At 67.5% G+C, this 12,411-nt stretch carries 7 protein-coding genes; 5 read left to right on the plus strand and 2 right to left on the minus strand.

Annotation, left to right across the window (positions count from 1 at the left end; translation table 11 throughout):
* Positions 1-66: 66 nt before the first annotated feature.
* The 5 genes from pal to ACSFBF_RS09300 all read left to right on the plus strand — a co-directional run bounded on the left by pal (position 67) and on the right by ACSFBF_RS09300 (position 8,898).
* On the plus strand, positions 67-570 hold the full coding sequence (pal, locus tag ACSFBF_RS09280; protein WP_435466208.1) for a peptidoglycan-associated lipoprotein Pal: 504 nt from the start codon (positions 67-69) through the stop codon (positions 568-570).
* Between the two features lie 111 nt (positions 571-681).
* The gene (locus ACSFBF_RS09285; RefSeq protein WP_435466210.1) at positions 682-3,798 is read left to right on the plus strand and encodes a glutamate ligase domain-containing protein; all 3,117 of its coding nucleotides are present in this window, start codon (positions 682-684) and stop codon (positions 3,796-3,798) included.
* A 357-nt stretch (positions 3,799-4,155) separates the two neighbouring features.
* Positions 4,156-5,976 carry a peptidase domain-containing ABC transporter gene (locus tag ACSFBF_RS09290; RefSeq protein WP_435466212.1) on the plus strand — a complete coding sequence of 607 codons (1,821 nt, stop codon included), beginning with the start codon at positions 4,156-4,158 and terminating at the stop codon, positions 5,974-5,976.
* Positions 5,977-6,007: 31 nt separating this feature from the next.
* Positions 6,008-7,324, plus strand: coding sequence for an HlyD family type I secretion periplasmic adaptor subunit (locus ACSFBF_RS09295; protein ID WP_435466214.1), 1,317 nt, complete (start codon positions 6,008-6,010; stop codon positions 7,322-7,324).
* On the plus strand, positions 7,321-8,898 hold the full coding sequence (locus ACSFBF_RS09300) for a TolC family protein (RefSeq protein WP_435466216.1): 1,578 nt from the start codon (positions 7,321-7,323) through the stop codon (positions 8,896-8,898). The genes ACSFBF_RS09295 and ACSFBF_RS09300 overlap by 4 nt, the downstream gene beginning before the upstream one ends.
* A 16-nt stretch (positions 8,899-8,914) precedes the next feature.
* Here ACSFBF_RS09300 and ACSFBF_RS09305 read toward each other — a convergent pair whose 3' ends face one another.
* Positions 8,915-10,351, minus strand: coding sequence for a sigma 54-interacting transcriptional regulator (locus tag ACSFBF_RS09305; protein ID WP_435466218.1), 1,437 nt, complete (start codon positions 10,349-10,351; stop codon positions 8,915-8,917).
* A 12-nt stretch (positions 10,352-10,363) separates the two neighbouring features.
* A complete protein-coding gene (locus ACSFBF_RS09310) occupies positions 10,364-12,400 on the minus strand; it encodes a TadG family pilus assembly protein (protein ID WP_435466220.1) in 2,037 nt (678 codons plus the stop codon).
* Between the last annotated feature and the right edge of the window lie 11 nt (positions 12,401-12,411).

Genomic DNA, 12,411 nt, shown 5'->3' on the forward strand with positions numbered 1-12,411 from the left:
GGGAGCTAGTAGCTGCTGCAGCACCAGGGACAGGCCACCACCGGCCTGTCCCGCGAAAGGACCGATATGAAAAAGAATTTCCGGACACTGACCATCGTCGCTCTCGGCGCAGCCCTCGTGGGTTGCGCAGCTCCGAAAGCAGGGCGCGACGATGCGACGTACTACTACTCGAACAAGGCCGCAACCGCGGTGCCGAAGGTGGAGCCGGCACCGCCGCCACCGGTGCAGAACGGACCGGCCGGCGTGCCGAAGATCGTCTACTTCGACTTCGACAAATACAACATCAGGCCGGGCGATCGCAACATCGTCGAGGCGCATGCGAGCTTCCTGCGCAACCGGCCGGCGAGCCGGGTCGTGATCGAAGGCCACACCGACCAGCGCGGCGGCCGCGAGTACAACCTCGCGCTGGGCCAGCGCCGTGCCGATTCGGTACAGCGCGCGCTCACGCAGCTCGGCGTACCCGCCGAGCGCGTCGAAGCCATCAGCTGGGGCCTGGAAAAACCAGCATCGCTCGAAACCACCGAGGAGGGCTATCAGCTCAATCGCCGAGCCGAATTCAGCTACCGCTGAACCGGATCACCGCGATGACTTCGACGACGGCGGTTTCCGGCCCGCGCACACGTCATCAAGGCGAGAGCTGATGACGGGCGTGGCCGGTCTCCCGCATTCGTCCGGAGCCGAATGATGTCCTTCCCAGACCAGCTCCACGCCTGCCACGAACGCCTGGTGTCGGTGTGCGCGGCGCTGCCTGCCCCGTACCCGGCGTTCACGCTGTTCTTCTCCGTGAGCGATGGCTCGCAGCGAGCACACGTCGTGCACGCGCGGGCCGACGATTTCGAGACCGCCTGGCGCGAAGGCGCCGAGCATGCCGAGCGCTGGGTGCGCGAGCGCGGCATCGTGTCGCCGTGGCTGCGCATCGACTGGGTCGAGGGCGCGAGCCCGATGGACTGGGCCCAGTTCAAGACCCAGCTCACCGCCGTCAAGCGCAACTACTTCCGCCTCGGCCTGGCCTTCGACAAAGACTTCGCGCTGGCCTTCACCGAGCAGGAGCTCAACGCCAACGCCATGCTGTGCGGCGATTCGACCATTCCGCATTCGGTGGTGAACGCGCGCAACTTCGAGGTCTACGGCCAGGCGCGTTTCCAGAGTTCGCCGCCGCTGGACATGCCCTCGGACCAGCCGGTCTACCTGCTCGCCACGGTGGGCGTGTTCTGCCAGCCCGACGGCGTGGTGCACAAGCTGGTCGGCACGGGGCTCGACGCGGGCCGCCGGCAACTGCCGGCGCTGAACCCGCAGTCGGTGCTCGACCTCGTGCGCAGCGGCTCGTCGTATCTCGCGCGCCAGGTGCAGAGCGACGGCCTCTTCGTGTACGGCTACTTCCCGTGCTTCGACCGTCGCATTCCGACCTACGACGCGATGCGCCATGCGAGCGCGCTCTACGCAATGATCGAAGCGTGGGAGCTCACGCGCGACGAAACGCTGCGCGCGGCCATCGACCGCTCGCTCGACCATCTCACGACTTCGCTGATCCGCGACTACACGCTGGTGGACGGGCGCGCGGTGGCGTTCCTGGTCGACACCGGCGGCGAGATCAAGCTCGGCGGCAACGCGGCCTGCGTGCTCGCGCTGGTGAAGTACTGCGAGCTGACGGACACGCGCCGCTGGCTGCCGCTGCTGGAAAAGCTCGCGCTCGGCATTGCCTCGCTGCAAGACCCGGCCACCGGCCGCTTCAACCACGTGCTGCACGCGGCCGACCTCACGGTCAAGCAGGCCTCGCGCATCATTTACTACGACGGCGAAGCGGCCTACGGCCTCATGCGCCTGTATGCCCTCACGCGCGATCCGCAATGGCTGGCCGTGGTCGAGAAGGCCTTTGACCATTTCATTGCCAGCCAGCACTGGCAGGCGCACGACCACTGGCTCAGCTGCTGCGTGTACGAGCTCACGCACTGGAGCCCGCAGGAGAAGTACTTTCGCTTCGGCCTGCAGAACGTGGCGGGGTATCTCGACTTCGTGCTCGACCGGAAGACCACCTTCCCGACGCTGCTCGAACTCATGCTGGCCGCGCAGCAGATGCTCCAGCGGCTCGAGGGCATGCCCGCGATGCGGCACCTGCTCGACGAGCTCGACGTCGAGAAGTTCTACCGTGCGCTCGACTACCGCGCGCACTACCTGCTCAACGGCTTCTTCTGGCCCGAGATGGCGATGTATTTCCGCCGGCCGTCGACCATCGTCGGCTCGTTCTTCATCCGCCATCACTCGTTCCGCGTGCGCATCGACGATGTGGAGCAGTACGTGTCGGGCTTCGTCGCCTACCACCGCTACCTGGTGGAGCGGCGCGCCTCGCCCGGCGCGGCCGGCACGGGCGGCGGCGGCAGCACCGGCGTGGGCGGCGCGCGCGACGACGGCGCCGTCTGGACCGCCAGCGAGATGGCGCGCGTGACCGGTGGCGAATGGGTCGTCAAGCCCGAGGACGGCTGGCGCGCCACCGGCGTGGCGCAGCGCTCTTTCATGCGCAAGGGCCGCGTGGTGTTCGACCACCAGACGCGGCCGTCGAAGACACCGCTGGCCGCCGTCACGCTCAAGGGCGTGCTGCAACCGGCGGCAGCCGTGCTGTGCACCGACCCCAAGCCGCACCTCGACAAGCGCGTGCCCGTGCTCAAGGTGCCGAACGTGCTGCAGGCCGTGCTGGAGCTGGGCGACCATGCGCGCGCCGAGTTCACCGGCCGCGTGTGCGGCGTGCTCGGCAGCGGCGCGACCAACGGCGCGGCAAGCGGCACCGTCGCCGCCATGCTGGCCGGCGCACTCACCGTGTGGGGCGAGGTCGGCCAGCCAGAGGGCAACGTCAGCCTGCCATCGGGCATTGCCTGGAACATGACCTGCATGCCGCGGCACGCGGCCTACTGGGTGCTGGAGATGGGCACCTCGCACATGCCTGCGTCGGCGCAGTTGGTGCGGCCTTCGCTGGTGGTGGTGACGGGGCTGTCGGCCGCATCGCAGAAACACCGCGGCCCGTCGGAGGCCGCCGCGCGGCTCGACAGCCGGATCTTCCAGGCCATGGCGCCGGGCGACAGCGTGGTGCTCAACCGCGACATGCCCGAGTTCGCAACCTTTGCCGAAGCGGCGATGGCGCAGCAACTGCAGATCGTGACCTGCGGCGAGCACAAGGACGCCGATGTGCGCCTGCTCGCCTTCGACCACGGCGAGGTGCAGGCGATGGTGGCGGGCGAGCCCTTTCAGCTGCGCCTCAATGCGCCGGGGCGCCACATGGGCGCGAGCGCCATCGCAGCGCTCGCGGCCCTGCAGGCCATGCGCCTGCCGCTGGCCGCTGCGGTCGAGCCCTTTGCGCATTTCGAGCCGCCGGGCGGGCGCGGTGCGCTGCACACCATTCACATCGGCGGCGGCAGCTTCAAGCTGATCGACGAGACCTACGACGCCAACCCGAGCTCGATGCGCGCCGCGCTGGAGCTGCTGTCGCAGGCGCCCTGCGAGCCGTCGCGCCGCGTGGCGATCCTCGGCGACATGCAGGAGCTCGGCCCCGCCGCGCAACGCCACCACCTCGACCTTGAAGCCGAGCTGCTGGCTTCCCAACCCGACCGCGTGCTGCTGTGCGGCCCGCTGATGCGGGCGCTGCACACGCGCATTCGCACCAAGGTGCGCTCGCACTGGTTCGTCGACGTGTCCGATCTGTCGACTGCGCTCGGCAGCCTGCTGCAGCCCGGCGACTGGGTGCTGGCGAAGAGTTCAGCGGGCGTCGGCCTGTCCCGGTTGGCCCGGGTTTTGAAAGCACTGCCATGAGATGGAACGTACTTGCGCACTCGCCCTTCGAACATGAGGCGCCGCTGCGTCGGCAGCCGTTGCGCCGCTGGTGGCTGGGCTGGCTGCAACTGCTGTGCGCATGGGTGCTTTGCATGCTGCTGTGCGCCAACATCGCATTGGTGTTTGCAGAGGGTTTGCCCCAATCAAACAGGGAGGCCAAAGCAGGGAGTCCGGCCGGTTGCGCGGTTAAGGGAAGCGCCGCGCAACCGGAGCCGGTTCATGGGGGGCGAAAGCTGTCGTGTTGATGTGCACGGCGAGTGAATTTTTGCCTTGTAACAGCCGGGTAACAGTTGATAATGACGCAGGCGTCATTGCACGACGGATCGGCTCTTTCCCATGATCAAGTTCCTCTTGCCCAGTCAGTTGGTTGCCGACACGCCAGACGAACCTGGCGCCAGTCCCTATGCGGGCGCTTTGAACGCCGCATTCCGAGCGGCCTATCCGCTCGTGAAGAGCGCGGCGTGGCGCTCGTTGCCCATCAGCCTGTTCGGGCTACTGCCCTCGATCTTCCTGCTGCAGGTGTATGACCGCGTGCTCTCGCGCAGCGGCACCTCGACGCTTGCTGCGTTGGTCAGCGGCATCCTGTTCTTCCTGTGCATCGAGTTCTGGCTGCGCACGCGCCGCTCGCGGCTGCTGCGCAACGCGGGCGCCATCATCGACCACGGTGTGTCTGGCGCGCTGCTGAACTCGATGCTGGGCCGCCCGCTGCGCGCGCTCGAAGCACGGCCGGCTTCTGTGTGGCACCTGTACTTTCGCGACGTGGCTTCGGTGCGCGGCACCGTCACCGGCGGACTCGCGCAATCGATCTTCGACCTGCCGATGGCCATCTTCGCGCTCATCGTCATCGGCATCGTCGCGCTGCCGGTGCTGCCGGTGGTGGCGCTGTTCCTGGCCATCATGTCTTTCCTGGCGTGGTGGTGGGCCGACGAAGTGCGCTCCGGCCGCGTCGAGGAAGTGCAGCGCGGCCGCGGCCTCGAGCGCGTGACCGCCGAGATCTGCAACGCGCGCGAAACCCTCAAGGCCCAGGCCAACGACGCGCCGACCATCGAGATGTGGCGCAAGACCTACAACTCATGGCTCACCGAGAGCTTCAGCAAGAACGGCCAGATCGAAACCGCGCGCGACGGCACCACCGTGCTGCTCACCGTGTTCTCCGTCGTCGTGGTGACCGTGGGCGCGGTCTCGGTGATGGAGCAGTGGATGACGGTGGGCGGCCTCGTCGCATCGAACATGCTGGCACTGAAGGCGCTGCAGCCGGTGGCGGGGCTGGTGTCGAACTGGCGCTCGCTGGCCACCGCCAAGGAAGCCGCCAAGCGGCTCGAAACCGTGCTGCGCGAACCGGTCGAGAAGCCGCCCACGGGCATGACGCTGCCGCAGCCACTGGGCCGCATCACCCTGAAGGACGTGAGCTTCAGCTTCACCGAAACCGCGCAGCAGCCGGTGCTGGAAAACGTCGACCTCGACATCGGCCCGGGCGGGCTGCACGTGATCGTCGGGCGCAACGGCGCGGGCAAGTCCACACTGGTGAAGCTGCTGTCGGGCCTGTACACGCCCACGCGCGGCATCGTCAGCATCGGCGAGTACGACCTCTCGCAGTTCGGCCGCGAAGAGCTGTCGCACTGGATCAGCTATCTCTCGCAGGAGGTCTACTGGTTTGGCGGTTCGCTCATCGACGTGATGCGCCGCACGGCCCCGGGCCAGAGCGACGAGCAGATCGTTGCGGCCTGCAAGCTCTCGGGCGCGCACGACTTCATCTCGCGGCTGCCCGACGGCTACCGCACCATGGTCGGCGAAGGCGGCACCGGCGTGTCGGTGGGCGAGCGGCGCAAGCTGGCGCTGGCCATGAGCTTCCTGCGCAAGCCCTCGGTGCTGGTGCTCGACGAGCCCAGCAACGACCTCGACTTTCAGAGCGAGCGCAACCTGCTCGCCACGCTGCTCGCGGTGGCCAAGGTGCGCACCGTGGTGGTGGTCACGCATTCGCTGCGCATCGTCTCCGCCGCCAGCGTGGTCTATCACGTCACGGGGCAGGGCAATGTGGAACAGGGCACGGCCGCGGTGATGGTGCCGAAGCTGTTCGGCGTGAAGAAACCGCTGGTCGCGCTGGGCGATGCGGAAGACGGTGCAGCGGGGGCCGCGGCCTCCCGCTCGATGGCGTGATACACGAATGACGAGTGACCGGGGACGCGACTTGAAATCAGATTTGCCGCAGATTCTTCAGGACGAGAACGAGAAGCGCGCGGCCCAGACCTCGCCGCAGGGGCGGCGGCGCCAGTGGATCATCGGCGGTGCGATCGGCGTGCTGGCCCTGGTCGGCCTTGGCTTCCCGATGGAAACCGTGGTGGTCGCACCCGGCCGCGTGATCCCCTCGGATCGCGTCAAGTCCATCCAGCACTTGGAAGGCGGCATCGTCAGCAACGTGCTGGTGAAGGAAGGCGACAAGGTCAAGCAGGGCCAGTCGCTGGTCGAGATCGACCTTGGCGGCAGCGGCCTCAACCTTGAAGAACTCACGGCCCGCTATGCCGCCACGCAGGCCACCCGCGTGCGCCTCATGGCCGAGAGCCGCGGCCAGCCGCTCAAGCGCGAATCTTTTGCCACCGACATCGACGAAGCCGTGTTCGAAGGCGAGACCGGCGCCTACCAGGCGCGCGCGCTCGAACAACGCGGCGTGATGGCCGGCGCTGTGTCGGGCCTGGAGCAGGCGCGCAGCAAGCAGTTGGAGCAGCAGGCCAAGGTCAAGGGCCTGAGCGACCGGCTGGTGCTGGCGCAGAAGGAACTCGAAATCTCCGAGCAACTGCTCAGCGAGAAGCTGGTCGGCCAGGTCGAGGTGCTGGAGAAGCGGCGCCAGGCCGAGAGCGCGCGCAGCGAACTCGCGGTGGCGCGCCAGGGCGTGATTTCAGCCAACGCTTCCATCACCGAGGCGCAGGCCAAGATGGCAGAGGCCGAAGGGCGCTTTCGCCGCCGCGCATCGGACGAACTGGCCACGGTCGAGCGTCAGTTCGCGAGCCTTAGCGAAGACCTGGCGCGTGCGCGCACCCAACGTTCGCGCACGGTGGTGAAGGCGCCGTCGGATGGCATCGTCAAGGGCCTGCGCAACTCCAGCCCGGGCTGGGTGGTGAAGCCCGGCGAGTCGATTCTCGAAGTGGTGCCCGACGAGGACGAGATCATGGTCGAGGCGCGGCTCAACCCCAACGACCGCGGCTTCATCGAAGTGGGCCAGCAGGCGCGCGTGAAGATCACCGCCTACGACTACCTGCGCTACGGCGCGGTCGACGGCAAGGTCAAGCTGGTGGCGGCCGACGCCGACCGCGACCCCGCCATTTCCAGCGGCGCGCCGTACTACCGGCTGCTCATCAGCATGTCGCAGTCCCACGTGGGGCGCGACGAGAACCGCATCACCGCCGGCATGGAGTCCGAAGTGGACTTGCGTGTGGGCACCGACCCGTTCATCTGGTACATCCTGCGACCTGTGCTCAAGCTGCGGCGCGAAGCCTTCCGCGAACCATGAAGTACCGCAAACCGGTCGACCTGCGCCGCATGGGCTCCGGCGCTGTCTGCGCAGCGTTGTGCGCGAGCTTCGCGCTGCCGCCCGCCGCCTTTGCGCAAGAGCAGCAACAACAACAACAGCAAGAGGCGGGCGCCACGCTCATGCTTGCGCGCCGCCTGTCCCCGCCGTCGCTCGGCGCCGCGAGCTACACCCAGCAGGTGAAGCAGGCGTTGATAACGCTGTCGCAGGAATACCCCGAAGTGCAGACCGCGCAGGCGGCCGCCAACACCAGCAGCTACAGCGTGGACGCGGCCAAGCAGGCGCGCTACCCGCGCTTCAAGCTCGGCACTTCGTCCGGCAACTACAACAGCGGCGCGGAAAACGCCAAGACGCAGAGCTACACCGTGCTCACCGCCGAGGCGCGCATGAGCCTGATCGACGGCGGTGCCATGAGCGCCGCGCAGCGCGCCGCCGAAGCGGGCAACCAGGCGGACGACGAGGCTGTCATCACCACCTCGCAAAAGGTGGTGCTGGATGCGCTCACCGCCTACCTGCAGGTGCAGCGCTTCGATCTCAAGAAGCAGATTGCGCACAAGGCCACCGAGGTTGTAGCCGAAATCTCCAAGGCTGAGGCCCGCCGCGTGGCGCTGGGCGTGAGCGGCGACAACGACCTGAACATGGCGGCCTCGCGGCGCGCGCTGGTGGCCGCGCGCGAGTCCGACTTCGAGGCGCAGCGCGACGAGGCGCTCGCCAAATTCCGCAACTACTTCAAGTTCTCGCCCAATCCCGAGTCGCTGCCCGTGCTCGCGGCGCCGGCGCAGTGGCGCATCGGCTCGCAGGAAGAGGCGCTGCGCCGTGCAGAGTCGCGCAGCACCGAGATCGCCGAGGCGCAGGGCCGCATCGACCGCGCCAAGGCGCTGGCCGACCAGCAGGACGCGAGCCTCTATCCGTCGCTCGACGCCGTGCTCGTGAAGAGCAAGGACCCGCGCGGCGTGTCGCCGCAAGACCCGACGCGCGCGGCCGTCGAACTCAACTGGAACTTCGGCAACGGCTTCGACCGGCAACTGCGCCTGAAGTCGGCACTGGCCGAAGTCGCCAACCAGGAAGCCAAGCTCGAAGGCGTGAAGCTCAACCTGTTCGAGCTCACGTCGGCGTCGTGGGCGCGCACCGTCTCCGGCCGCGAGCGAGAGAAGCAGCTGATGGAAGCCGTCAGCACCGCCGGCCAGGCCTTTCGCGGCCGCCGCCGCCTGATGGAGTTCGGCCGCGAGACCCTGCCCAAGGTGCTCGACGCGCAACTCGACTACTACACGCTGCTGTTCGACTACGTCGACGGCGTGTTCGACCTGCGCATTTCCGAGCTGCGCCTGGCGCGCACCACCGGCGAACTGCGCATCGACCCGGTAGGCACCAACGGCTGGATCGACCGCCTCTTCGGCGCGCCCAGCCGGCAAGTGCTGACCGAAGATGGCCTGCTGGCTGCGCTGTGCATTTCGAGCAACACGGCGTGCGCGAGCGAGCCCGTTGCAGAACGCAGCATGGGCGCGGCGGGAGCGAACCCGCCGCTGCGCAGGACCCCGCGCCTTTCGACGCCCTGAGGTTGACCGTCGTCGGTCAGGCGTCTTCGGGGATGCCTGGCTCGCCGTCGAGGATCTGGTACTTGCGCATCTTCTCCCACAGCACCTTGCGGCTGATGCCCAGGTGCTGCGCGGTGTCCTGGCGTTTCCAGTCGTTGATCTCCAGCGCCGCGATGATGCGGTTGCGCTCGCTGCTGTTCCAGCCCTTGCGGTCGGCGCTGCCGTCGAGCGAGCCGCCATTGCCGTTGCTGCCGCCGCCCATGCCATTGCGGTCGGCGAAGATCGCCGGCGCGGGCGTGCCGCGCGTGAGCGCGATCGCGCGCTGAATCAGGTTCTGGTCCCAGGCGTGCAGTTGCCGAGCGATCACGCCCACGCGCTCCGCAAGATTGCGCAGCTGCCGCACGTTGCCCGGAAAGTAGGTCTCGGCCACCGCGTCGCTGAGCCAGTGCGGCGTTTCGCCGAGCGTTTCGAGCTCGTCGCCGAGCACGTTGGTCAGCAGCGCCTTGAAGATCGCGATCTTGTCGACCTCGCCGCGCTCTTCGAGGCTGGGCACGTGCAGCTCGATCACCGCGAGCCGGTAGAACAGGTCGGCGCGGAACTCGCCGCTCGCCACCATCTCGCGCAGGTTGCGGTTGGTGGCCGCCACCAGCCGGAAGTCGACCCGCACCGGCGCCGTCGCGCCCAGCCGCGTGACCGCACTGTCTTCCAGCACGCGCAGCAGCTTGACCTGCTGGTAGCGCGGCAGGTCGCCGATTTCATCGAGGAACAGCGTGCCGCCCGTGGCCTGCTCAAAGTAGCCGCGATGCGCATGCACCGCGCCCGTGAACGAGCCCTTGGTGTGGCCGAAGAACAGCGACTCGAAAAGCCCGTCGGGAATCGCGCCGCAGTTCACCGCCACGAACGCGCCCTTGCTGTAGTGCTGGTGCCCCAGGTGCAACTGCTGCGCAATGCGCTCCTTGCCCACGCCCGTTTCGCCGCGCACCAGCACGCTGTGATCGCAGTCGGCAAAAGCGCCCACCTCGGCCAGCAGCGCCTTCATCGCTTCGGAGTGCGCCACCAGCACATCGGGCGGCTGCGGCGCCACCTCGCGCGCGCGCAACTGCCGCACCAGCTTCGCGACCATCGTGCGCAGCTCCGCGCAGGTGAAGTCGTACGGCAGCACGTGCAGGTACTCGGGCGGATAGGTGCGCGAGTCGCGCTCGCGCGAACCCGCCGCAACCCAGATCACCGGCATGCCCTGCAGCAGCTCGGTGGCATGCGCCAGCCCGCCGCTGTCGATGACCGTGACGCTGATGATCGCCACCGAGGGACGCAGCGCGGCACCGCGATCCTGCGGCGGAGGCGGCAGGCCATCGGCCCGGATCACCTCCACGTCGAAGCTCGCCATGCACCGCGCGATGCGGTCGAGGATGTCGGCTTTGCCTTCCCAGACAAAGAGGTCGAGTTCGTCGAAGTTGGAGGCGGGGGAATTCATCGGGGAGGAGCGTCAATACACCAGCATGGGCAGGGCCTTGCAGTCGAGCGACTTCAGGTTCACGTCGACCTGGCCGAGGTTGATGCCGAGTACGTTTGTCAGGAGAGGGGTGAGGACCGATGCGCCGATGGCGTCGAGCAGCGGCTTGAGCAGGCCGGCCAGGACCGACACCGCGTTGGAGATGGCGCCGCCGGCTCCACTGCTGTTGGCTGACAGCGCATCCTTGATCATGTTCTTGCAGCCTGCTTCGCTGCCGCCCAGTCCGAGCAGGCCGGTGCACGGATTCAGCACGCCGGTCAGGAGATCCAAAACGCCGTTCAGCAGGCCTGTCAGCAGACCGCTCTGGTTCGAATTCTGGCGAATGGTGTTGAGGGCACTGGCGTAGCGCTGGCCCCAGCAGCCCGTGGTGTTTGCCGTGCAGATGCTTGCGGTGTTGTTCCAGATCTGCGCGGTCAGGTTGTCCAGCTGGGCACTGGTGGGTGTGCCCGTCGGCGTCTGGCTGCCGAAGAGGAGATTGGTCAGCTGGGCCAGGAGGTCCGATACCAGTGTGCCCACCTGCAGGTTGTTGACTGGCGTCGTACCAGTCTCGCCTTCCGCAAGAGTCAATTCGGAGTTGGGTCCGGGCAACACGCCTAGATCGAGGTGGTTGTTCACCCTGAGCAGCCCCAGCACGTTGATGAGCTCCATGTCCTTCAGCGTTGTCGGATAGCTGCAGACCGTTGATTTGGAAAACAGATCGCTCGTCGCAATCTGCCCCACACATACGTTCGCGATCTTGCTGGTCACTTGGAACTTCGCGCGATCCTTGCCGGTGGTCGGCTGCTGGAGCGCAGGCGTGCACATATCGACCAGCGTGCCGATACCCGTCACCGCGTCGAGCACGATCGGGAGGTCGAGTTTCAGTAGCGGCGCAAGCAGAGAACCAAGCAGCCCGGCGTCGGTCGTCACGTGGATGAAGGTGCGAACTTGCGCGTTGTAGGCCTTGGCGCCGATGCCGCCGATGGCTATCGAAGGCGGCTCGATCACCGTCACCTTGGTGGTGACCTTCGCCAGCGACAGCAGGTTGATGTTGAGCCCCGCATCAACAGCATGCTGCGAGGTCGCCACGCCAATCGAGGTGTAGAGCAGGTCCAGTGCGCTCACGCCCACGTTCAGCGCGCCGCTTCCGCTGCCGCCAGGCGAGATGATCTGCGCGAACAGGCCGCGGGGACCGTCGGCCAGCGAACCCAGCTGCACCATGAGGTTGCTGAGCCCGAGCTTGGTCTGGATGGCCTGGAGCAGCGCGATGTTGCTGCTCAGCAGGCTGTTCTGGCCCGCCAGCGTCACGATGGCGTTGAGCAGGTCGCCCAGCGCCACGGAGCGGCCCGCGAGCAGCGTGTTCAACTCGCCCACGCCAATGTCGGCGGAGACCGGAATGCCCAGTGCGGCCAGCAGTCCGCCCGGCGTGATCTTGGCCTGGGCGAGGCCATCGTAGGTCACCAGTGAGGTGCCCGACAGGTCGAGCCCGATGCCCTTGAGGAGCCGCCCCAGCGTCGAGTCGCCGCTGACGGTGACGAGCTTGCTGCCCACGGAGAACTCGGCGAGCGGCGCGCTGAGCGCTGCCACGGCGCTGACGCTGATGAGCCGGTTGCCCGTGAAGAAAGACAGCAGCGTGGGCGACGCTTTCTGGAAGGCCACGCGCACCGCGTTCGCCGGACCCGTGACGGCGGGCGTCTGGAAGCTCGTGTCCTTGTCCCAGTAGCCGCACTGGACCTCGCCCGCGGCCAGTGTGAGGCCCACTGGCATGTTGGCGGCCGAGCCGCCCGGTGCGCCGTTGGCGTTCAGTTGCGCGGCCGTGATCGCGGCCGCGCAGCCGCCGCGGATCTGCTGTGCACCCGCCAGCGCGGCAAGGTCCGCCGTTTTCTGGAATTCCCGCTTCATGAAGTACATGAAGCCGATCTCGGTGCCGATCAGTGTGATGACCACAAGGCTCATCGCGATGGCCGTGTTGATGAGGACCGACCCGCGGGATCGCGTGCGGCGGGAGTGGCTCCGGAATGCGGCGTTCATGGCGATGGCGT

Source organism: Variovorax nivicola, from assembly GCF_051216475.1.
Taxonomy (GTDB): Bacteria; Pseudomonadota; Gammaproteobacteria; order Burkholderiales; family Burkholderiaceae_C; genus Variovorax.

What these genes read in the sequence shown, in the direction of transcription:
- ACSFBF_RS09285 (WP_435466210.1), top strand. Translation starts at nt 682, where the DNA reads ATGATGTCCTTCCCAGACCAGCTCCACGCCTGCCACGAACGCCTGGTG.
- ACSFBF_RS09305 (WP_435466218.1), bottom strand. Translation starts at nt 10,351, where the DNA reads ATGAATTCCCCCGCCTCCAACTTCGACGAACTCGACCTCTTTGTCTGG.
- ACSFBF_RS09300 (WP_435466216.1), top strand. Translation starts at nt 7,321, where the DNA reads ATGAAGTACCGCAAACCGGTCGACCTGCGCCGCATGGGCTCCGGCGCT.
- ACSFBF_RS09310 (WP_435466220.1), bottom strand. Translation starts at nt 12,400, where the DNA reads ATGAACGCCGCATTCCGGAGCCACTCCCGCCGCACGCGATCCCGCGGG.
- pal (WP_435466208.1), top strand. Translation starts at nt 67, where the DNA reads ATGAAAAAGAATTTCCGGACACTGACCATCGTCGCTCTCGGCGCAGCC.
- ACSFBF_RS09290 (WP_435466212.1), top strand. Translation starts at nt 4,156, where the DNA reads ATGATCAAGTTCCTCTTGCCCAGTCAGTTGGTTGCCGACACGCCAGAC.